17 protein-coding genes and 5 tRNA genes are annotated in these 23,226 nt (G+C 35.0%); 7 read left to right on the top strand and 15 right to left on the bottom strand.

What is annotated here, in order from left to right:
• Positions 1-36 precede the first annotated feature (36 nt).
• Entirely contained in the window at positions 37-729 is a 693-nt protein-coding gene (locus J3U00_RS01160) for an L-ribulose-5-phosphate 4-epimerase (RefSeq protein WP_065562459.1), read from the top strand.
• An 81-nt stretch (positions 730-810) separates the two neighbouring features.
• Here the strand turns inward: J3U00_RS01160 and era are convergent, their stop codons facing one another.
• The 8 genes from era to J3U00_RS01120 form a co-directional block, all read right to left on the bottom strand.
• Complete coding sequence (era, locus tag J3U00_RS01155; protein WP_324169834.1) at positions 811-1,716, bottom strand: GTPase Era; 906 nt, start codon at positions 1,714-1,716, stop codon at positions 811-813.
• Complete coding sequence (gene rnc, locus J3U00_RS01150) at positions 1,713-2,390, bottom strand: ribonuclease III (protein WP_370632544.1); 678 nt, start codon at positions 2,388-2,390, stop codon at positions 1,713-1,715. Before rnc ends, era begins: the two co-directional genes overlap by 4 nt.
• 2 nt (positions 2,391-2,392) lie before the next feature.
• Positions 2,393-3,391 carry a signal peptidase I gene (gene lepB / locus J3U00_RS01145; RefSeq protein WP_267331249.1) on the bottom strand — a complete coding sequence of 333 codons (999 nt, stop codon included), beginning with the start codon at positions 3,389-3,391 and terminating at the stop codon, positions 2,393-2,395.
• 20 nt (positions 3,392-3,411) lie between these two features.
• Positions 3,412-5,208 carry a translation elongation factor 4 gene (gene lepA, locus J3U00_RS01140; protein WP_065562181.1) on the bottom strand — a complete coding sequence of 599 codons (1,797 nt, stop codon included), beginning with the start codon at positions 5,206-5,208 and terminating at the stop codon, positions 3,412-3,414.
• A 139-nt stretch (positions 5,209-5,347) separates the two neighbouring features.
• The gene (locus J3U00_RS01135; RefSeq protein ID WP_267331248.1) at positions 5,348-6,244 is read right to left on the bottom strand and encodes a MucB/RseB C-terminal domain-containing protein; all 897 of its coding nucleotides are present in this window, start codon (positions 6,242-6,244) and stop codon (positions 5,348-5,350) included.
• Positions 6,245-6,343: 99 nt separating this feature from the next.
• Positions 6,344-6,901 carry an RseA family anti-sigma factor gene (locus tag J3U00_RS01130; protein WP_065562183.1) on the bottom strand — a complete coding sequence of 186 codons (558 nt, stop codon included), beginning with the start codon at positions 6,899-6,901 and terminating at the stop codon, positions 6,344-6,346.
• 47 nt (positions 6,902-6,948) lie between these two features.
• Entirely contained in the window at positions 6,949-7,521 is a 573-nt protein-coding gene (rpoE, locus tag J3U00_RS01125) for an RNA polymerase sigma factor RpoE (protein ID WP_267331247.1), read from the bottom strand.
• Between the two features lie 201 nt (positions 7,522-7,722).
• Positions 7,723-10,194: a class I adenylate cyclase gene (locus J3U00_RS01120; RefSeq protein ID WP_267331246.1), complete on the bottom strand. Its 2,472-nt coding sequence runs from the start codon at positions 10,192-10,194 to the stop codon at positions 7,723-7,725.
• A 107-nt stretch (positions 10,195-10,301) separates the two neighbouring features.
• On the opposite strand from J3U00_RS01120, the gene J3U00_RS01115 reads away from it, so the two are divergent.
• The 3 genes from J3U00_RS01115 (at position 10,302) to J3U00_RS01105 (ending at position 13,746) form a co-directional block, all read left to right on the top strand.
• On the top strand, positions 10,302-10,928 hold the full coding sequence (locus J3U00_RS01115; RefSeq protein WP_065562186.1) for an NUDIX hydrolase: 627 nt from the start codon (positions 10,302-10,304) through the stop codon (positions 10,926-10,928).
• A 316-nt stretch (positions 10,929-11,244) separates the two neighbouring features.
• A complete protein-coding gene (locus J3U00_RS01110) occupies positions 11,245-12,045 on the top strand; it encodes a YdgH/BhsA/McbA-like domain containing protein (protein ID WP_065562187.1) in 801 nt (266 codons plus the stop codon).
• Positions 12,046-12,336: 291 nt separating this feature from the next.
• Complete coding sequence (locus tag J3U00_RS01105; RefSeq protein WP_220225039.1) at positions 12,337-13,746, top strand: hypothetical protein; 1,410 nt, start codon at positions 12,337-12,339, stop codon at positions 13,744-13,746.
• Between the two features lie 115 nt (positions 13,747-13,861).
• On the opposite strand, the gene J3U00_RS01100 is transcribed toward J3U00_RS01105, so the two are convergent.
• The 7 genes from J3U00_RS01100 to J3U00_RS01070 all read right to left on the bottom strand — a co-directional run bounded on the left by J3U00_RS01100 (position 13,862) and on the right by J3U00_RS01070 (position 16,231).
• Positions 13,862-13,936: transfer RNA gene (locus J3U00_RS01100), tRNA-Gln, on the bottom strand.
• Between the two features lie 22 nt (positions 13,937-13,958).
• A tRNA-Leu gene (locus J3U00_RS01095) sits at positions 13,959-14,043 on the bottom strand.
• A 71-nt stretch (positions 14,044-14,114) separates the two neighbouring features.
• A tRNA-Gln gene (locus J3U00_RS01090) sits at positions 14,115-14,189 on the bottom strand.
• 25 nt (positions 14,190-14,214) lie between these two features.
• Positions 14,215-14,299: transfer RNA gene (locus tag J3U00_RS01085), tRNA-Leu, on the bottom strand.
• Between the two features lie 37 nt (positions 14,300-14,336).
• Positions 14,337-14,413 (bottom strand) — tRNA-Met (locus tag J3U00_RS01080).
• Positions 14,414-14,530: 117 nt separating this feature from the next.
• Positions 14,531-15,622, bottom strand: a complete 1,092-nt coding sequence (locus tag J3U00_RS01075) for a multifunctional CCA tRNA nucleotidyl transferase/2'3'-cyclic phosphodiesterase/2'nucleotidase/phosphatase (protein WP_324169885.1) — start codon at positions 15,620-15,622, stop codon at positions 14,531-14,533.
• Positions 15,623-16,231 carry a TIGR04211 family SH3 domain-containing protein gene (locus J3U00_RS01070; protein ID WP_065562190.1) on the bottom strand — a complete coding sequence of 203 codons (609 nt, stop codon included), beginning with the start codon at positions 16,229-16,231 and terminating at the stop codon, positions 15,623-15,625.
• A 226-nt stretch (positions 16,232-16,457) separates the two neighbouring features.
• Between J3U00_RS01070 and J3U00_RS01065 the strand changes: the two genes are divergently transcribed.
• The 3 genes from J3U00_RS01065 (at position 16,458) to J3U00_RS01055 (ending at position 23,211) form a co-directional block, all read left to right on the top strand.
• Positions 16,458-18,575: an alpha-galactosidase gene (locus J3U00_RS01065; RefSeq protein WP_267331245.1), complete on the top strand. Its 2,118-nt coding sequence runs from the start codon at positions 16,458-16,460 to the stop codon at positions 18,573-18,575.
• A 330-nt stretch (positions 18,576-18,905) separates the two neighbouring features.
• Positions 18,906-19,910 carry a substrate-binding domain-containing protein gene (locus J3U00_RS01060; protein ID WP_065562192.1) on the top strand — a complete coding sequence of 335 codons (1,005 nt, stop codon included), beginning with the start codon at positions 18,906-18,908 and terminating at the stop codon, positions 19,908-19,910.
• A 202-nt stretch (positions 19,911-20,112) separates the two neighbouring features.
• Positions 20,113-23,211, top strand: a complete 3,099-nt coding sequence (locus tag J3U00_RS01055) for a beta-galactosidase (protein ID WP_416379863.1) — start codon at positions 20,113-20,115, stop codon at positions 23,209-23,211.
• Positions 23,212-23,226: the final 15 nt, after the last annotated feature.

Here is a 23,226-nt window from a genome sequence, read left to right as displayed (position 1 = left end):
CCTGATGTTTTATTTATTATCAAACAGGATGTTAATATGTTTACTGAATTAAAAGAACATGTTTTAGCAGCAAATTTATTATTACCTTATTATCAGCTTGTGACATTTACTTGGGGGAATGTATCTGCAATTGACAGAAGTAACGGTGTTATTGCTATCAAACCGTCAGGAGTCGCTTATGATAAGTTGCAAGTGAATGATATTGTTATTGTCGATCTTGATGGTAAAAAAGTCGAAGGTAAACTTAATCCTTCAAGCGACACACAAACGCATATTGAGCTTTATAAGGCTTTTGAACAAATTGGTGGAGTTATTCATACTCATTCAAGAAACGCAACAATTTGGTCTCAAGCAGGGTTAGATATTCCAGCTTTAGGTACAACTCATGCAGATTATTTTTATGGAGATATTCCTTGCACTCGCCAGTTAACACCAACTGAAATAATTAACAATTATGAACTCAATACAGGTAAAGTGATTATTGAAGAGTTTACTAAACGATCCATTGATGTATTGGCAATACCTAGTGTATTGGTATCCGGACATGGTCCTTTTAGTTGGGGAAAAAATGCAGATGATGCTGTTCATAATGCAGTTGTCTTAGAAGAAGTCGCTGCTATGGCATTAGCTACACGCAATCTAAATGTCGGCATAAAAATCCAACAAGAATTATTGGATAAACACTATTTCCGTAAGCATGGACAAAATGCTTATTACGGGCAGGGTTAGATATTTTTGGGTAATATCAATCTACTGCGAGTAGATATAAAAAATCAGGCAAACTTTTGCCTGATTTTTTAGAGAGTTAGATTAATCGTCACTATAACCTAAACTACGTAATGCTCGCTCATCATCAGCCCAACCAGCTTTGACTTTAACCCATAATTCTAAATGCACCTTGTTATCAAAGAAAAGTTGCATATCTTTACGGGCTTCGATACCGATTTTTTTGATTTTTTCACCTTTGTTGCCAATGACCATTTTCTTTTGTCCATCGCGTTCAACTAGGATTAAGCCATTAATGCGGTACATGCCAGTACGTTCATCAACTTTAAATTGTTCAATTTCAACCGTAACCGAGTAAGGTAATTCATCACCTAAAAAACGCATTAGTTTTTCTCGGATGATTTCTGAAGCCATAAATCGTTGTGATCGGTCAGTGATATAATCTTCAGGAAAGTGGTGTTCACCAACGGGTAAATGTTTTTTGACAATATCTTTGATGATGTCAATCCCTTCACCTTTTTCTGCACTAATTGGCACAACATCTAAAAAGTTAATTTTTTGACTAATTTCTTGGATATGCGGTAACAGTTGGGTTTTATCTGCTACATTATCAATTTTGTTGATAACTAACAGTATAGGTGCCTTGCAATCTTTGAGTTTGCCTGCAACCATTTCGTCATCTTCAGTCCAGTGGGTTCCTTCCACGACAAAAATAACTAATTCAACATCACCAATTGAACTGCTAGCGGCACGATTCATTAAGCGATTAATCGCTCTTTTTTCTTCAATATGTAAACCGGGTGTATCAATATAGATAATTTGATCATCGCCTTGGGTATCAATTCCGACAATACGGTGACGCGTTGTTTGCGCTTTACGTGAGGTGATTGATACTTTTTGACCAAGTAGTTGGTTTAATAGTGTTGATTTGCCGACATTTGGTCTTCCGACTATGGCAACAAATCCACAATGTTGTTTTGATTCTGTCATTTTATTCCTAATTGGTTTAATGCTTCTTGAGCTGCGGCTTGTTCAGCCTTGCGACGGCTTAAACCTCGCCCTAAGTATTGGTGATCATCGTTTTCAATTTTACATTGAATTAAGAACTCTTGCTCATGATTGTCGCCAGTAACTTCAAGAATTAAATAACATGGTCTTTCATGTCGTATACCTTGCAAATATTCTTGTAAACGTGTCTTAGCATCTTTTTGCTTAATACCAGGTTGAATTTCATCTAAGCGTTTTTGATACCAAGATAAAATTATGCGGCGAATGTTTTCAATTTCACTATCTAGATAAATAGCGCCAATGATAGCTTCTACTGCATCAGAGATAATGGATTCCCGGCGAAAACCACCACTTTTTAATTCACCTTGACCTAAAATTAGGTAATCACCTAATTTGAATTCTTTTCCCATTTCAGCAAGTGTCTGTCCACATACTAAACTTGCTCGCATTTGACTAAGATCACCCTCATCTTGCTTGAGAAATCGATGATAAAGTTCATCAGCAATGACAAAACTTAATATCGAATCACCTAAAAATTCAAGGCGTTCATTATGCATTTTATTAGCACTACGATGAGTTAGTGCTAACTGAAGTAAAGATGTGTTTTTAAACTGATATCCAATAGCTTGTTGTAGTTGATTCAAATTTTTCATCACAGTTAGTGGATTCCACCTATACGGCTAAAACGAATTCCTGTTGGCCATTGATCAGGTTGTTTTTCAAAACTGATCCAAATAGTTGTAGCTCGACCAACAAAGTTTTTTTCCGGAACAAAGCCAAAATATCGACTGTCACCGCTGTTATCACGGTTATCACCCATCATAAAATAGTTATCTTGTGGAACAACCCATGTTCCGATCGGTTGACCATTTTGATGATAAAAATAACTTGTATCATCCATTTTTCCAGGCGTTGTTAGAACATCGTGAGTAATTTCACCTAAGGTTTCTTGTTGAATTTTCATATCTAATGTAATTCTAGAGTTAGAATCAACAATACCCTTATCTTTATATTGTTCTATTGTATAGAAGTCTGGGTTTTTCCCCATTTCCTTCACTTCTTTCCAATTACTTGCTTGGGGTTGAGTATAATGTAAATCTAATGGTTCAGAACGCTGACCAACACAATTATTATCGGTTGATTGACAAGCTGGATAAATGAGAATTTTCTTTTCATTAGACAAATAGACAATTTTATCGCCAGGTAAACCTACAACGCGTTTAATAATATCTCTATTTGATCCATCGGGGTGTTTGAAAACCGCAATTTCACCGCGTTTTGGGTGGCCAGTTGAAATTAAGACAGTATTGGTGATCGGATCACGTAATCCATATGAAAACTTTTGAACAGCAATAAAATCACCAACTAATAGTGTTTGCATCATTGACCCTGAAGGAATTTGAAATGGTTCATATATAAATGATCGAATAACAAAAACCACAAAAAGAACAGGGAAAAACGATGCTAAATTTTCAATCCAGCCTTTAGGTTTTCCAACTTCTGCCAAAATTTTACCATCAATTTCACCATTAGCTTGCTTACGAATCTCTTCAACTTTACGTTGTCTAGCAGGTTTCCATCGGTACTTCTCTAAAAACCAAAAGATCGCAGTAATGAATGTTGCTATTGTTAATATGATGGCGAATAAGTTAGCCATTTTTTATCCTCTTTAACTGATTAATCTTTACCAACATGTAGAATAGCTAAAAACGCTTCTTGCGGTAATTCTACATTACCTACTTGTTTCATGCGCTTTTTACCTTCTTTTTGTTTTTGTAAAAGTTTTTTCTTACGACTTACATCACCACCATAGCATTTAGCTAAAACATTTTTACGAAGTTGTTTAACTGTTGAACGAGCTATGACGTGGTTGCCAATTGCAGCTTGAATCGCGATATCAAATTGCTGACGCGGAATAAGATCTTTCATCTTTTCGACTAGTTCACGCCCACGGTATGGTGCATTGTCTTTATGGGTAATGAGTGCTAATGCATCAACACGTTCACCATTAATTAATACATCAAGCCTAACCATGTCAGCGACTTGGAAACGTTTGAAGCTGTAATCTAAAGAGGCATAACCACGTGAAGTTGATTTCAGTTTGTCGAAGAAATCTAAAACAACTTCAGTCATTGGAATTTCGTAAGTTAATGCAACTTGATTACCATGATAAACCATATTGGTTTGTACACCGCGCTTTTCAACACATAGAGTAATTACATTACCTAAATACGTTTGTGGAACTAATATGTTACATTCAGCTATAGGTTCACGAAGTTCTTGAATGTTATTCACTGCAGGTAATTTTGCAGGGCTATCGACATAGATAATTTCATTTTGAGTAGTCAAAACCTCATAAACTACTGTTGGTGCAGTAGTAATTAAATCAAGATTATACTCTCTTTCTAATCGTTCTTGAATGATTTCCATATGCAATAAGCCAAGGAAACCACAACGGAAACCAAATCCTAACGCACCAGAATTTTCAGGTTCATAAAAAAGCGAGGCATCGTTAAGGCTTAGTTTTCCTAATGCATCACGAAATGCTTCGTAATCATCAGAACTGGTTGGAAATAATCCTGCATATACTTGAGGTTTAACTTTTTTAAATCCTGGTAGTGGCTTGTCTGCTGGAGATTTTGCTAAAGTTAACGTGTCCCCTACAGGTGCTCCTAATATATCTTTGATCGCACAAACAACCCAACCTACTTCACCACAATGCAAGCAGTCTTTATCTATTTGTTTTGGAGTAAAGATCCCTAGGCGATCAACATTATAAGTCATTCCTGTACTCATAACTTTGATTTTATCACCTTTATTTAACTCACCATTCTTGATACGAATTAGTGATACAACACCTAAATAGTTATCAAACCATGAATCAATAATTAGTGCTTGTAGTGGTGCATTCGAATCACCTTCTGGCGCAGGGATATCATGAACGAGTTGTTCAAGCACATCAACCACACCTACTCCGGTTTTAGCCGAGCATCTTACTGCATTGCTAGCATCAATACCAACAATGTCTTCAATCTCTTCTGCCACTCTTTCAGGTTCGGCTGCCGGTAAGTCGATTTTATTAAGTACTGGTACAACCTCAAGGTCCATATCAAGTGCTGTATAACAGTTTGCAAGAGTTTGCGCTTCAACACCTTGCCCTGCATCAACAACAAGTAATGCACCTTCACATGCAGCAAGTGAACGAGAAACTTCATATGAAAAATCCACATGTCCTGGTGTATCGATGAAGTTTAGCTGATATGTTTGGCCATCTTTAGCATGATAATCTAAAGTAACACTTTGTGCTTTAATTGTAATACCACGTTCACGTTCCAGATCCATTGAATCTAAAACTTGAGCTTCCATTTCACGATCAGAAAGTCCTCCACAGATTTGGATAATACGATCAGAAAGCGTTGATTTACCATGGTCAATATGAGCAATAATTGAAAAATTGCGGATATTTTTATTCATATCAATAAGTTATATTTTAGTTATGTACTGTTAATTATCGTTAGTGTTATTGGCTATAAATAACAAGTCAAATAATCACGAAAATAGAAGCAAACATTCTACACATTAATGGTCAGTAAGCATAGTGTTATCGAGAGGTTTACGGCGATTTCTCAACAATATTTTGGGCAATTCTTTCAATTGTCCCTTCAGGTAAATTACCAATAATAATAATATTTTTGTTACCCAGATTGGTTGAGAATATTGTTCTTCCGCCCTGCTGAATAAGTTGATTAGGTTGACTTGCTTGCTCTAAAGAGACATTTACTGTAAAAGAAAATACGCCATCAGAAAACAATTTAGTTGCAATATCAGAACTATAAAAATTGACATTATACGCAGCTATTTCTTTAAATCCTTTTGGCAACCATGCTAAGCGCCAAGCATCAAGTAAATTATTCTGTTTTTCAATTGATAATAAAATTGGGTAAGTTCGATTATCAATATAATTTTTGAATTTTTTAACATCGAAATCAACATCGATATCAACAACTTTTAATTGATTAACAATGTCATTATCATCATCAATTAAGTCTATTCGTAATGGTAAGAAAGTCTCATCATCGATCCATATAATATAGCTATAGCGATCTTTGTCTTTTGCAATTATTTTAACTAATTGAGCACCACGATTTGCCGTTCTAGTTTTACCTAATAAAATAAAATCATAAATATTCGCTAATGAATTAAAGTCATTATAAATTACATCAGGAAATGCCTCTGTTATGCGAGAACTAGCAATCGAAAATGAAGGGCTATCAGGTTGAAAATAACTGGTGGTGTTGTTATGCAAGATAATCTCTTTTGCTGGACCTTCAAGATAAAGCAATTGGGCATGAATATCTTCTTTTTTAGCTGAGCCTAAGTGATTATATTCAAAAGTTGAGCCAAATTGCTCTCTGTCTTGCGATATAAAATGAATTTGATAATCATTGAGTTGCACCGCTTTACTCATTTTATTTAATAAATTTAACGCTTCATTTGTTTCTGTTGCCATGGTTGAGGTAGAAAACAATATAAAAAACAGAGTAATAATAAAATTGTTACTCTGTTTTAGCTTTATCTTTATTAAAGAAAATAGAAAATTCATTTTTGTTTAACGGGCATTTAACCTTTTTTGTAATTCATAATCTTGAACGAGCAATCTAATTTTATCGTATTGTCTTTTTTCAAGTAATTGCTTGTCATTATGTTGTATTCCACCAACAGGAGCTACATTAACACCCATAGGAACAGTATTAAGCGTTGGAGCACCACTGGCATCGTCCGATTGACCTTGATGATATTGAACACCAGCAATAATTGCTAATGTAACACAAGCAGCAAGTCCAACTTGGCTAACTTTAGCCACAACATCTTTAATTCGCACCCAAAATAGATTTTCAGCTTTAGGAATTGAAATCTCATCTTGAGAAGGTTGCTCTGTTAATTGTGGGTATAAATCATCATCCGCAATCGCCATAGCAACTTGATTGCTAATATCTAATGTTAATGAACTACCGTGCAATTCTCCTCGCATTGCTTCTCTTGCGATATGATAGCGATGCCAGCAGGATTGCAAACTTTCATCATGGCTAACGACATCAACAAAGTTATCGTCTGTAAACTCACCATCCATCAATAATGAAAGTTGCTGCTTCTGTTCTATTTGCATAGTAGATACCTTAATTTCTTGCTACCTATTTTAATTTGTTCAAACCACTAACTAATTAATGGTTTTATTTTTTCATCAATAGCATCACGTGCTCTAAAAATACGTGATCTCACAGTTCCGACTGGTGTACCCATAATTTCAGCTATTTCCTCATAACTTAATCCATCAATTTCACGTAGTGTGATGGCGGTTCTTAAATCATCAGGTAATGCTTCAATTGCTTCAAATACTACTCTTTCAACTTCTTTAGAAAGAACTAAATTTTCAGGATTATCGACATCTCTTAATGAGTCTGCACCTTCGTAACTTTCCGCTTCACTTGCATCAATATCCGAAGATGGTGGTCGTCTGCCTTGTGAAGTTAAGTAATTCTTTGCAGTATTAACCGCGATTCGATACAACCAAGTATAAAAAATACTTTCACCTTTAAAAGAGCTTAATGAACGATAAGCTTTAATAAAAGTTTCTTGCACAACATCAGGTATTTCAGAAGGTAAAACATAACGTGATACCAAATGAGCTAGCTTATTTTGATAACGTACCACAAGTAAATTAAACGCATTTTTATCTCCGTTTAAAACGCGATCTACTAAAACTTGGTCTGTTATTTGCTCCCCCATTAAAGGCCATCCCTCATTATATTATCACTATTAGTGTGGCCCAAAATTGTGCACTCTAACAGTTAGATTCATAAATTTAAAAAAAGTTCCCATTATTTTAATAGAAATTTCATTTTCATTGCTAATTCTTTTATTTTTTATCATGTTGCATACTAAAAAAGTACGTTCCTCAACTTTTTTTAATATACTTTTTGAACAAAACTAATTAAGTAAGAAGATTTCGCGTTCACCAGCATCATTGTATGTAATTTGGTAAAATTGCGGTAAATTAAAATTTACAGAGCTACTGGTGGTAAACGTAAAGCGGTCATCAGATAATACATAAAAATCATTAATATCCTTGACCATGTTCTCTTTGGTACCGTTACAATTACGGTAAATTTCGATCTGATTATGCTCGTTTAAAATGTATAAATCAAATCCATTTGCTGTATCTTCAAAAAAGAATTGAATAATACCTTCATAAGCGACGCTATCTATTTCTTTAGGTAATTCATTACTTTCATCTAAAATATTTAGCGGTCTACCTTGTACTTTGTTGTTTGATACTGCACCATAAAAATCAATAGCACTTTCAAATTGATGGAATGAAACGCCAAACCGTTCGAAGAATAGATACCAAGACGCCCCATCAATTCTCAATGGCTTAACTTGTGTTGAATTATTTTTAGTTGTCGATAATCTCAAATCAACACAATTGTACATCAGCCTTTTCATTTGATTTTTAATTTCATTACTTAGCTGGTTACTATAACAAAAGATTTCGACCGAATTGGGTAAATCAGCATCTTTGTGCATACGATTGAGTAAAGCTTTTATAGCTTCTAGCACGCACAAAGTACCACTAAAATGCAAGACCCGAATTTCATTCCATGAGTTACGATAAAGCAAATCAATTGAGCTAACCAAACTTAATTCTTGCTTACCATAGTTTAAAACATTAGTGCTGATTTCATCTTCTAACTTTAAATTAACCGTTGGATCGTTTTCTAAATTCAATATGATTGCTAAATGGCGTATTTCACACGGACCATATAATTGTTCTTCTGTTGCTGTTGGAACATCAATTGGAAAGTAATTTTTCAGATCTTTAATCAGTTTGGTGATTTTTTTGTTATCACGGTCATCACCATCATAATAGTAAAACTGAGTTGAATCTGAAATCAAACCATTAAAGTAACACCAACCAACTAATTTGACTAAGTATTTACTATATTCTAGATATTGATGTCCAACAATCGAATTGAGTTTAGGTTTTTGGTTATAAACATACCAACCAGCTCGATTAATCCGGTCTTCTTTAACATGGATAAAAGTTAAAACATCTTCCTGTAAATTATCAGAAATATTCAATTTCAATGTAGAGATTTTACCAGGAAGAACTTCAAAAGAGGCATATAATTTGCGAGTCAATATTGCAAGATCTTGTGGGCTAATCAATGAATCTAAATTGTTACGACGACCAAAATTGAGCAAATTTCGATAACCCGTCATCATAGTATGTAGTAATATTTCGTGTATTTCACGAACTTGTTCTATTTTCCAAGTTTTACTCGCATCTAATTTTTCCAATAATGATTGTTGCCACCCCCAATTTTGTACAAATTCATTTAATATGTCACGTCGCCATGACGATGAATTTGCTTTTTGTGACAATTTTTCATTCACTTTTAAATAAAAGCAATGTCTAACTAACTCCAGTCGTTGAAAATCTCTAATCTTTGTTAAATAGTTTGAGATCCTATCCAATAACATCGAGTATGAATCAAGATAGTGATGGAAATGGATTTCTCCTTTTTGAATTAATTCCCGCATATCAAACGCGATAGGCCTATTTTTTGGATAGATCGAAGAATAAGCTTCAAGTAATAATGTTTTTAATACTGCTTTGAATGGTGAATCGATACTTTTATACAGTTGCCATAAACTTGCACCAAAGTACTCTTCAGCAGATAAACCCGTCAAAGGTCCAAAATCAATCCATTCTTCGCGTTTGATGATATTCGATACAACTAATGCCTGGACACATTTTTCATAGGTTGGATAAGTGACGTCATTGACTGTAAAATCAGAAGGAATCGCAAACCATAACAGTCGTTTACCTGCTAAAAGGTTGGCTGAACGGTAAAATTCTTCGAGTAGTAATATGTGCTGTGCAGATCCACAGTTTTCACCCATTAGACATTCATGATGTTGGTTAATAAACCGATCGACGTCAACAACAAATAAAGTAAGTTTAATGCCGAGATCTTCAGCCCAATTTTCTATTAATCTGCACTTCAGTATTAATGCTTGCTTTTTAACATCAGATAAACTATTTTCGATACAGATCCATATATCAAGATCTGATGAGGTAGATTGCCCGATGGAACATGTGCTACCCATTGAATATAATGCTGAAATATTGGCGTGATTTTTTTTATTTACCTCACTGAAATTGAACTCATTTTTTAACTGTTCAACAATTTCATTGGATGGTTGATAATACGCAATACCTAATGGAGTCTCTTCGCCCGCATAACCTGGCAGATTGGGATGGTTAAAATGAAAAAGAACTGGCAATAATGAAAAGACACGCTGAAATTCCAGAGACATACCACTTTGAGCACGTTCGTGTTTTAGTATTGCAAGATCATCAAGTTCTTTTTTTATATTATTTATATCGTATTGCATAGCATTATTCAGGTGAAACAGATGTACTATTGACTAACAATTTCTCCAATAATTTTCTATTATAGCGTAAAAAGAATGTAAATTTACAAATAAATGAAATAAATATTATGATCACCCTAGAAAAAATATCACAATCTTTGAAAAATACCAAAAACCAATTTCAATTCATGAATAAAGCTGCCGTGTTAATCCCTATTATCACTATTGAAAACCAATTGCACCTGCTTTTTCAGGTACGTTCAAAAAAACTTAAATGGCAACCAGGCGATATTTGTTTTCCTGGAGGACGAGTTGAGTTATCGGATATCAGCCCTGAATATACCGCCAAACGTGAAACTTTCGAGGAGTTGGGTATTACGCTAGATCAAATTACCCTATTAGGACAATTACCTAAATTTTATGCATCATTAGGCATGATAATTTATCCTTTTGTTGCAAAAATTGAGCATGTAGATAAATTGGATAATTTACAAATTAATCATGATGAAGTTGAGTCGGTTTTTACGGTTCCATTAGAATGGTTTATTGAGCATTCTCCCAAAAAAGCAACTATGTTTGTTGGCTTTAAACCTGATGATAATTTCCCTTTTGAATTAGTTCCAAATCGCACAGCAAATTGGCAAAAGAAATCGCAACATGATGTACACTTTTATCAGTATGGTGATTATGTCATTTGGGGATTAACTGCACAGATAATTAATTGTTTTATTAGCACCATAAATATAAATGCTTAGCTGTAATATGATGATTTATTAAAAAAATACTATTTTTAATATCGTAATATTTCTTTAGCATAAAATGCTTAAAAATATATTCTTTACAAAAATTTAAAGTGATAGCTACACAAATATTCTAATTGATATATACTATTTAACGGTTATTTTTCTTTTCCACAATTTCCACATTGTTTTATCTAGCTGTTTGAAAGAATTAGTAAAAGATAGATCCCGAGAGCGTTTTTCGTTTTCATACTCTCATGCAATACCCTCATAGAATAAGCGTTACAGATTGTTTTTTTATTTTTATAACATAAATACAAAGGACATTATTATGAAACGTTATAATAAATCATCTATTGCATTAGCTTTACTATTATCTCTACCTATTGCCAATATTTATGCGGCTTTACCATTAACAGCAGAAGAAAGTAATAATTTAATACCCTTCAAAGAAGTCTCTGTAACCGGTAGCTACTTACAAGCACAAAATGCAGCAGATGATATATCAAAAGCTGCGGACGAAGTTGGTGCTAAATATTATCATATAACTGGTATTGAACAACCTTCTACAGGCACATCAACTGATCGTGCAATTGTTTATGCCGATGTTTATAAATCAAATGCACCTATAGCGGTAAGCAAAGAAGAAGTTACTCACAACGGTGTTGTGCTTTATCCTCGTTCAAAAGCCCTTTATTATTTACCATTTGCAGTCGTAAAATTTAAAGGCGATTATAATAACACTTCTGAAATTTTAGATGCAGCGAGTAAAATCGCTTCTGAAAAAGATGCCTATGCGTTTTATGTTTACTCAATTATTGCTGATGATGTAAAAAATCGTGAACAAGATGTTGATGTTGCATTATACAAAAAAGAGGCGCCAGTTCGTGACTTTATCATTTCGAAAGCAATCGCAGGCCAAGATGCCTATGAAATTACGAGCGAAGCCTTCAAAATCATGAAGCCATATAAAACAATTGTTTTCCATGGAACATTTAATAATACCAGCGAAGTTAGCGCAGCAGCACAAAAATATGCTATCGCTAACGATGCACACTTCTACTATGTAAAAGAAATATCTAATAACCGCGCTGAAACAGCGCAAACTGTTTATGTAAATTTATATAGATAATCATTTTTTCAAGGCTGTCCATGCGTAAAAACTCTTTTTTCCGCATGGATAGTTTTTATTCAATTTTTGCATGTCAGTAATAAAAAATATCTTTATCAATAAATTAATTTTCCCACATTTTTAACATTGAAATAAGTATCAACTTAATTGAAACGTAATGATTGTATCTTTCTATTAAATTTAAGAATTAAAAGGTAAGGTAACATGATGTTATTGAAAGGATTTAAATTTAAAAAGTTTTCTCAATTTTCAATAAGGTTTATTGTTTTATTAACAAGTTCGATATTTTTAATGAGTAATTTAGCTTTTGCACTGGTAGCAGTCACAGCACAATCTATTAATGGCAATCGCCCATATTTTATCGATCCTGATGCGGTTGGTGTTAATGGTTCCCGAGAGTATGATCAACAAAACTTCCAATATTTTGGGATAAAATTCCAATCTCAGGTTTTTACGGGAATCAATGACCTAAATCGTCAACTAAAAAATATCAATTTCCCTCAAGTTGATCCCAATGCCACCACACCTAATCAATTAATGACATCGTTAAAATCTAATTATGGTCTTGACGGTACAATGATACCTTTTTCCATGTCTAATCCAGTTGACAGTCAATTAGTTGCTGATGATGATGGAGATAGTATAACTCAAATAACCCCACCCGATGGGGGATTTAAAATAGATTGGTTCTATCGCTATGATAATAAATCCTATTTATTACTTGAATCAGATAGAAACAGAACTTTTTGTGAGTTGGCAAGATTAGGTTGGAGTCCTTATATTAGAATTTCAGGCTCTATTGCTTTAGTAACGCAATATGGTGTTCCAAATTATAAAGTTTATCCAGGAGCTAAAAAAGATTTTTTGATTTACAATGCAATCAAACCAACTGTTTGTGCCAATCGTCCATCAATTGTGCATTCATTCCTCTTCGAAAATCGGGATTATACTGGTGATTGGGTCTATTTAACTTGGGGGGATGCTAATCAACACGTTATTGATTCTGGTTTCGTCAATAAAGTAAGTTCTGGTGGGTTTCCAACAACGGGATTTGATCAAGCCCGATTCCTTATGTTTATAGCTGGAGCACCATTTGATTTATCGACGATAACATCATCAAATAGTTCAAAAGGCGTGAATATAGAAATAAACCAAATTACTGTTGGCGATATAGATAGTCATCTAATTAATACAGGGCTTCAAGTAAAATTGACAGGTGAAGCAACGGATGTAAATCCTACCTTTACCATAAAATCTGATGGCGAAGATATATACACGTTTACGATTAAGAAATGGTTCACATCGCCAAGCCAAGATGTTTACCATTACAACCAAAGCGCAAGTGTTTGCAATGGTAAATATGTTGTTCCTACTATTGAGGATTTGACCAATAGCGACCAAAACCTTATAACCAATGGTCCATGTAAGTCAGATAATAATTCTGATAACTGTTTGGCTATTACAACTAATCACTATTATCGTAGGATTGGTAATAGCCTTCTAGGAGAATGGGGTAATGTAACAAACGAAGGAAAACTTTATCACCACACCTACCCAGGTAACCATTTTCCTAAAGGTCATCTATATTGGACATCTGATGAACGAGATGCTACCAACCAATATACTGTTGGTACAACTATAGGAGCGATTGAGTGGCAACCCAAAAATAATGAATTAAATTTCGTCTGTGTACTTAAATAATAATTGTTCTAATCATTGCGCTTGTAGATTAAAGTGCGATGATTATTACTTTTAAGTTTGACTGCACATTAATTCATTTCTCGACAGCAAACTAAAGTATTAAGTTAGGTCTTAATGGCTGGGGTACCAGGATTCGAACCTGGGCATGGCGGGATCAAAACCCGCTGCCTTACCGCTTGGCTATACCCCAATTATAAAGGAGAAAAGATATCTGGTACGGGTAGTGAGATTTGAACTCGCACACCTTTCGGAACTAGAATCTGAATCTAGCGCGTCTACCAATTCCGCCATACCCGTGAAAAGGAATAACTAAGAATGTAAAAAGCAAAACAGATTAGCTAATAGATATCAAAATTTGCAGATTGGAATGGCTGGGGTACCAGGATTCGAACCTGGGCGTGGCGGGATCAAAACCCGCTGCCTTACCGCTTGGCTATACCCCAATAAAGGATAGATATTAAGATTAAATGGTGCGGGTGAAGGGACTTGAACCCCCACGCCTCGCGGCGCCAGAACCTAAATCTGGTGCGTCTACCAATTTCGCCACACCCGCATAATATACTTTCGGTTAAAGTATAACTTAATCTTAATGGTGGCTACGACGGGATTCGAACCTGTGACCCCATCATTATGAGTGATGTGCTCTAACCAACTGAGCTACGTAGCCATTTCATTCGCAACGTCATAACCAACACTGCGAGGCGCATTATGCTTGTGTTACGGCAAATCGTCAACCCTTTTTTTTAGATATTTTGAAAAAAAGTGACAATTGATTAAGATGCAATCAAATACCGTTTAATAACGCTTCAATTCGCCTTTTTTGTAACTCATCTTGAATCAACTTTCCTTTATAACCTTCAGCAATAATATTTTGAACATTGACGCCATGAGCTAATTTATATGCCCTTTCTAGGTACTTTGCTTGTGGAAATGATTCTGTTTTAGCATAAGATTGGCTAGCAATAATTAATTGATTAAGATGATGAGGATTACGCCAAACATCTATTCGATTGAATAAATCAATAATTTGTTCAGCTGTTAATTGTGTCACGTTTTCAACTTTAAGACGGTATTGCTGCACCATTATCGCTAATTTTGTATATTGATTTGGTGCTTTAATTTGTGAACAAAGTTTTTCTGCTTCAGTTGTTAATTCACCAAATAATACTGCAAAACGAACCGTTAAATCATCGGTTAATAAAGTTGATTTCTTTAATGCATCTGCAACAGTATAAGAAAGAGTTAATGATGGAAATAATATCGCCAAAGCACCACATTGTTTTAACACTTGAAAATAAACTTGTGGATCGGCACTTGCTAATGCCTTCTCGGTCTCTTTCCTAACACGCTCTGGAGTTAGAGTATTTATTTCACCAGCTAAAACCATCTCTTCCATTAACTTTTGAGTTTCAGATGCGATTCTAAAACCTAAATGATAATAACGAGCAGCAAATCGAGCAACTCGTAACACTCGTAAAGGATCTTCTCTAAACGCAGGGGAAACATGACGCAATAATTTAAGTTTGATATCATCAATACCATGATAAGGATCGACAAGATTACCATCTTCATCCATGGCAATAGCATTAATAGTCAGGTCTCGGCGGATAAGATCTTGCTCTAAGGTAATATCCTTACTAAAGTCACAAATAAATCCAGTATAGCCTTTACCCGATTTTCGCTCGGTTCGAGCTAAGGCATATTCTTCTTTAGTTATGGGATGTAAAAAGACAGGGAAGTCTTTACCAACTTGTTGATAACCTAGAGCTAAAAGCTCATCGGGTGTAGAACCAACTACAACCCAATCTCGATCAACAAGAGGAAGATGTAATAATCTATCTCGAACAGAACCGCCAACAAGATAGAATTTGCTCATTTAGCGCATCCAGCGATCTTTTTTGCGGCGCCCCGGCATAATAGCTGGCAAAATTAAACCTAATAGGAATCCACCACCAGCTACTAAGCCACCATAAGTAAACCAAGTAACAATAAGGTCTCGTCGCTTGTCATCAACTTGATTTAGCATTGATTCAAGTTTAGTGTCTTGTGATTTATTGATTTGTTCTAATTCTTTATTTCTAGCTTGTAGGCTTTCAATTGTTTGTTCGGCTTGTTTTAATTTTTCGGAATAATCATTGATAGCATTTTGTCTATACTGCTCTGCGTTATCAACCTTATCTTTATATTCCGCAAGTTTTGACTCTAACGTTGGGACAAGTACTTTAAGGCTAGGTTGATCTTTTAGTTTATTTGATTCAATCCAAGCCGAGCTACCGTTAGGAAGTTGTATCCGGGTGTATTTACCGTCAGCGCTTTTCTCTAGTTCTGCAACTTTTTCCCCTGCTTTAACTGCATTCGTATAGGCATATTGAGAACCTGGACCGCGGCGAAGATAAATATCAACATTTTCAGTCACATATTTATCTGCTGCTTCAACACTAAAAACCAGCGTAATTAAAGAAAATAAAGTAATAATATTTTTCATAATATTTTAAAATTTCACCCATGATTAAAAATCATAATAACACAAAATACTGCCTTTTCGCACAACCATTTGCAATAAAAATTGCTTAATTAACCATTTTAGAAAAACAAAATGGAAACGATTACATTAATTGAGATCTTAATCACAAAATTAAAAATTAATCATATTAATTAATGAAAATTATTATTATTCTATATCGGAAAAGTGATTAACCTTTGGAGAGAATATGAATTGCCATCTTAGAACCCGCGATATAGATATTATCTTACGCACCCAACCTTATGCTGAACTATGCTATTTTGGTAAACGATTACAAAACGTAAATCTTGATGATATCGATATGCTTATACCTGCTGTACCCAATTCACGTATTGATATCGATGTCCCGTTCACCCTTTGTCCTGAGGAAGGAGTAGGAAACTTTAGCACTCCAGGACTAGAAGGTCATCGAAATGGTAAAGATTGGTCACCAGTTTTTGTTACCAAAAAAGTAACCAAGAAAAAAAATGATATAACTATAATTAGTGAAGATAGTATTGCAAAACTTCGTTTGACTAGTAAGCTGATTTTAGATGAAACCGGTGTATTACAATGTCAAAATAGTCTGACTAATCTAGGTAAAGAACCATATCAAGTCAACCGTTTATCTGTAACATTACCAATTCCTGAACGTGCACAAGAATTAATGGCATTTAGTGGTCGTTGGATTAAGGAGTTCTTCCCTCACAGAACAAAAATCGAACATTGTGGATACCTGCAAGAAAACCGCCGTGGTCGTACTTCACACGAATACTTTCCGGGTATGGTAGTTGGTACCGATGGATTTAAAGAACAAACTGGTGAAGTTTGGGGTATCCATTTAGGTTGGAGTGGTAATCATCGTATCCAAGTTGCAGTGAAAAGTAATGGTAAGCGCTTCATCCAAGCCGAAGCGCTTTATCTTGCTGGAGAAATATCATTAGCTAAAGGTGAAACTTTAAGTACTCCTTGGCTTTATGCAACCTATAGTAATGAAGGCTTAAATAAGATGAGCCAGCATTTCCATCAATTTTTACGCCAAAATATTATTCATTTCGCAAACGATAAACCTCGTCCTGTCCATCTTAATACTTGGGAAGGAATCTTCTTCGATCACAACCCAGATTACATCATGAAAATGGCGACAAAAGCAGCACAACTGGGTGTTGAACGTTTTATCATTGATGATGGTTGGTTTGGCAAACGTGATGATGATTATCAAGCATTAGGCGATTGGTATTTAGATAAACGCAAATATCCAAAAGGACTTGAACCAGTTATCAAACATGTAAAAAAACAAGGAATGGAATTTGGTATCTGGGTTGAGCCAGAAATGATCAGTAAAAACTCTGATCTTTATCGAGCACATCCTGATTGGTTACTTGAATTACCTGGCTACAATCAACCTGAAGGCCGTCATCAATACTTACTTGATTTACAAAATCCAGCGGTATTTGATTATCTACTCGAAAGATTAAATTGGCTACTCGGTAGTTATGATATTGACTATATTAAATGGGATATGAATAGAGAAATTGTTCAGGCAGGCCACGAAGGTCACCCAGCTGTAGTTGGACAAACTAATGCGGTTTATCGTTTAATGGATATTCTGCAAGAAAAATATCCTAATGTTGAAATTGAATCATGTTCTTCTGGTGGTGGTCGTATAGATTTTGAAGTGTTAAAACGTACTCAACGTTTTTGGGCCTCAGATTCGAATGATGCATTAGATAGACAAATCATACAACGAGGTATGAGCTACTTCTTCCCACCTGAGGTAATGGGTGCTCATATCGGCGGCAAAACTTGTCACACCACCTATCGTGAATTAGATATGAATTTAAGAGGATTAACAGCATTATTTGGACATATGGGTGTTGAACTCGATCCCGTGAAAGAATCGGCAGAAGAACAAAAAGGTTTTACTCATTATATCCGTTTACATAAACAGCTACGCCCATTATTGCATAGTGGTAATAGTGTTCGTTTAGATGTTGATGATAGCGCAGCTATGCAAAGCTATGGTGTGGTCAGTCAGGATAAAAAAGAAGCAGCATTTATTATAGCGCAATTGGCATTACCGACTTATGCATTAAGTGGTAACTTACGCTTAGTTGGATTATTAGCTGATAAGCAATACAAAATCGAAATTCTAGATCTACCTGATCACATTGATCCGAAAGTAAATGGCCACGCCATGAAATCATTTCCAAAATGGATGACAACAGATACCACACTGTCAGGAGATTGGTTAATGAATATCGGCTTACCATTACCTGTACTCGATCCTGCTACCGCAATGTTAATAAAAGTTACGGCAAAATAGCACGAACTGGTTAAAATTTAACTAATTTGAGGGGAATTTAGTCAATTAATCATTCCCCTTATTAATAAATTACAACTGAAACGATTCAGGCGTCAATGCTTTGTTGGCAAAGCCAAAATTTTGCTTTATTATCATACATTAAGTCATAAAAGTGAGCAGATATCTGTATCAGCTATTTAAGATAAGTAAGAACGTATTCTGTAATATTTCATAACTTCATTATGAATCATTTTTGGCTTAGTTATTAACAGCTCTACTTAACTTGATACCAACACAAAACTAATAATAAACTTTAAAAAAGTTACGGTAATAATTTAAAAGGTTTTTTTTATGGCGACAATAAAAGATGTTGCACATTTAGCTAAAGTTTCTGTTGCGACAGTCTCGCGAGTGATTAACAACGCCGAAAACGTTAGTGATACCACACGCGAAACCGTAAAAAAAGCCATGGAAAAATTAAGTTATTATCCTGATGCTAATGCTCGTGCATTATCACAACAAAACTCTAATACTATTGGAATTGTTGTGGCTGACGTATCCGATCCATTTTTTGGTGCTATGGTTAGCACGGTAGAAAGAGTTGCATCCAAAACAGGACATTTTTTGCTAATTGGTAATGGTTACCATAATGAACAACAAGAATATAATGCAATAACTCACTTAATAGAGCATCGCTGCTCATCACTAGTTGTTCATGCAAAAATGTTACCCGATAGCAGATTGATAAAATTAATGGAGCAAGTGCCAGGGATGGTATTAATCAATCGGCTATTGAAAGGTTTTGAAAAGCGTTGTATTGCTCTAGATGACCGTTATGGTTCATATCTAGCCGTAAAACATTTAATCCAGCATGGACATACTAAAATTGGATATTTATGCTCTAACCATGAAATTTCTGACTCGTCCGATCGGTTACAAGGCTATAAAGATGCATTAATTGAACACAATATTGATGTTAATGAAAACTTTATTGCCTTCTCCTCACCTAATGAAGAAGGAGGAGAACAAGCAATGATGTCACTATTGGAACGTAATCGAGAAATTACCGCAATTGCCTGTTATAACGACTCAATGGCCGCTGGTGCAATGTCAGTGTTATATGATAACGACATAAAAATTCCAGCAGAAATTTCCATTATTGGATTTGATGATTTGCTACTTGCGCGCTATTTACATCCAAAATTAACCACCATCCGTTACCCACTTCATACAATGGCTGAACAAGCTGCGGAACTGGCATTATGCTTGGCAAAAGGCGAAGCACCTTCAGCAAATTTAATTAATATATATACGCCCACCCTCTCTAAACGGTATTCTGTCTATCCAATTGAATAATTGATACAAAATATAAATTAATCAAAGTATACCCACCAATGTAATCGCATACATAAAAAATTAAAATTATAAAAATAAAGTCAATTAAATAAAAATGTATTCGATTACACAAATGTTAACTTGATCACTGTTTTCAATAATTGAATCATTATAATTAAAAAGTCAAAAAAGATTTTAGACATTATCAGATATACTTGAACAAATGGAGAGGCTTATGAATCCGTCCCTAGATGATATTATCAACAGACAAGATTGGAATAATCTATCTGTATTAAGCATGAACAAACTTGATACCCATCCAAAATTTCATAGTTGGCGAAACAAGCAAAGTGCTAAAAATAATGCTGATTCAAGTGCCATTATTTCACTTAATGGTGACTGGTTTTTTAGTTATTACCAAAATCCAAAACAAGTACCTGTATCATGGTTAAAAAAAGAAATAGATAAAAATACTATTCCAGTTCCATCAAATTGGCAATTACATGGCTATGATGCGCCTGTTTATACTAATATCCGATATCCATTTCCTTATAATCCCCCATTTGTTCCTGAAGATAACCCAACTGGTTGCTATTCTCGCTATTTTAAAATTGATAAAAAATGGTTAAATAAAGGGGACACAAGAATTATATTTGATGGTGTCAGCTCAGCATTTCATCTTTGGTGTAACGGCAATTGGGTTGGCTATTCACAAGACAGTCGAATCGCTGCTGAATTTGATTTAACGCCTTTTTTAAAAGAAGGTGAAAATCGAATTGCTGTATTAGTATTGAAATGGTGTGATGGTAGTTATTTAGAAGATCAAGATATGTGGCGATTAAGTGGTATTTTCCGTGGAGTTTCACTACTTAACAAACCAAAATCACATTTGAGTGATATTCATGTTAAAACGGAGCTTGACGCTTGCTATCAAAATGCAATATTAACATTGCAAGTTAACGTAAAGCATGACAGTGAGATAGACATGCTAAATGTCGGTATTGAGTTATGGCAAAAAGACAAACTCATTCTTGAACAAACGCAACCAATCGGAATATCTTTTGTTGATGAAAAAGGTGGATATAATGACCGAATGACATGCCATATTCCCGTCAATAAACCACAATTGTGGAGTGCCGAAACCCCAAATCTTTACCGACTAGTTGTTAGCTTAAATCATAAGAAAACCGGCTTGATTGAATCAGAGGCTTATAATATTGGTTTCCGAACTGTTGAAATCAAACATGGGCAACTCTGTTTAAACGGTAAACCACTTCTTATTAAAGGAACTAACCGTCACGAATTTTATCCTGATATGGGCTATGCTGTTACCGTACAAGCCATGTTGCACGATATCAAGTTAATTAAACAGCACAACTTCAACGCTGTACGTTGCAGCCATTACCCTAACGATCCTCGTTGGTATGAACTTTGTGATGAATTTGGACTATACGTAGTTGATGAAGCCAATATTGAATCGCACGGCATGTTCCCAATGTCTCGATTATCTGACGATCCTCGTTGGTTAGCAGCTTATAGTGAACGAGTAACTCGCATGGTTCAACGTGACCGAAATCATCCTGCCATAATTATTTGGTCATTAGGAAATGAATCAGGGCACGGGGCAAATCATGATGCACTATACTCATGGATAAAAAGCAATGACCCAACTCGTCCAGTGCAATATGAAGGTGGAGGTGCCAATACTAAAGCTACTGACATTATTTGCCCTATGTATGCCCGAGTTGAACAAGATCAACCTCATCCTAATGTGCCTAAATGGGCGATAAAAAAATGGATATCCATGCCAGATGAAGAGCGACCACTCATTTTATGTGAATATGCTCATGCAATGGGAAACAGTCTAGGTGCATTCTATAAATATTGGCAAGCCTTTAGACAATATCCTCGATTACAAGGAGGATTTATTTGGGAATGGGCTGATCATGGTATTCGTTGCCATACCAAATCTGGCGAAAGTTATTGGGCTTACGGTGGTGATTTTGGTGAAGCGTATCATGACAGACAATTTTGTTTAGACGGTTTAGTGTTTCCTGATCGCCAAGCACACCCAAGTTTAATTGAAGCTAAAAAAGTACAACAACCTTTCCAATTTAAACTTATAAACCAAAAACCATTAGTTATTGAAGTAAAGAGTGAGTATTTATTCTATACTACTAACAATGAAACATTAGAATGGGAATTGTTGGTTGATGGTAAAATCCAACAAAGTGGTAAAGTTAAACTGACTATTTCACCTAATAACTCTATTGAACTCAAACTTATAGATGACATTGATAATAACTTTGATGGTGAAGACTTACACTTATCACTCAGAGTCATCCAAAATAGAGCTACTACTTGGTCTCCAGCAAAACACGTTGTGGCTTGGGAACAATTTAAATTAACCAATAGGTTTATTCCACAATTAGCATTTAGTAACAACAAAACATCACTAAAATTAACTGAAAATAAAACCGAATTTGTTGTTAATTGGAAGAACCAAAGTTGGCAAATCAACAAAAAAACTGGCCAACTTAGTCAATGGAGCAAAAACAAAAAACCACTATTAGCCAGCGCTATTGCAGATCAGTTTATACGAGCACCAATCGATAATGATATTGGAATTAGTGGTGACTTTGACAGTAATAACAATCCATATGCATGGGTCGAACAGTGGAAGGCGGCGGGTTACTTTGATTTAAGCCACAAATGTTTAGCAATAAGAGCATCACAAACTGAGAATTATGTGATCATTGAAGTTTTGCACAGCTACTCGGTGAAAAAACGCAAAGTTATTCAAAGTAAGTGGGTACATCAGTTTGATCAAGATGGTATCTTAACTATCTCAGTTGAAGTGGACATTGCCAATGACATGCCAGCACCAGCTCGTATAGGTTTGACGTATCAATTAAAAGGGATACCAAAACAGGTGAAATGGCTTGGCTTAGGACCACATGAAAATTATCCAGATCGAAAAACTTCAGCGATTTTTGGTGATTGGTCATTACCATTTTCTGAACTTTACACACCTTACATTTATCCATGTGAAAACGGCCTACGCTGTGATGTAAAACAATTAACACTTAATGAGATGACGATTACTGGTCATCAATTTAAATTTAACATCAATCAATATGGAACTAAACAGTTGATGGAAAAAAGTCATAGACACTTATTAGAACCACAACAAGACGCCTATGTTAGTATTGATGCTTATCATATGGGAATAGGCGGTGATGATTCTTGGACACCAAATGTTCACAGTGAATATTTACTAACCGATAAACATTATCGATATCAACTAAAATTTACATGTTGATTTACATAATTTCTT

The sequence above is a fragment of the Gilliamella sp. B3127 genome, assembly GCF_026536935.1.
GTDB lineage: Bacteria > Pseudomonadota > Gammaproteobacteria > Enterobacterales > Orbaceae > Gilliamella > Gilliamella apicola_E.
Note: the sequence above shows the minus strand (reverse complement) of the source record. Positions and strands in the feature narration are given on the sequence as shown.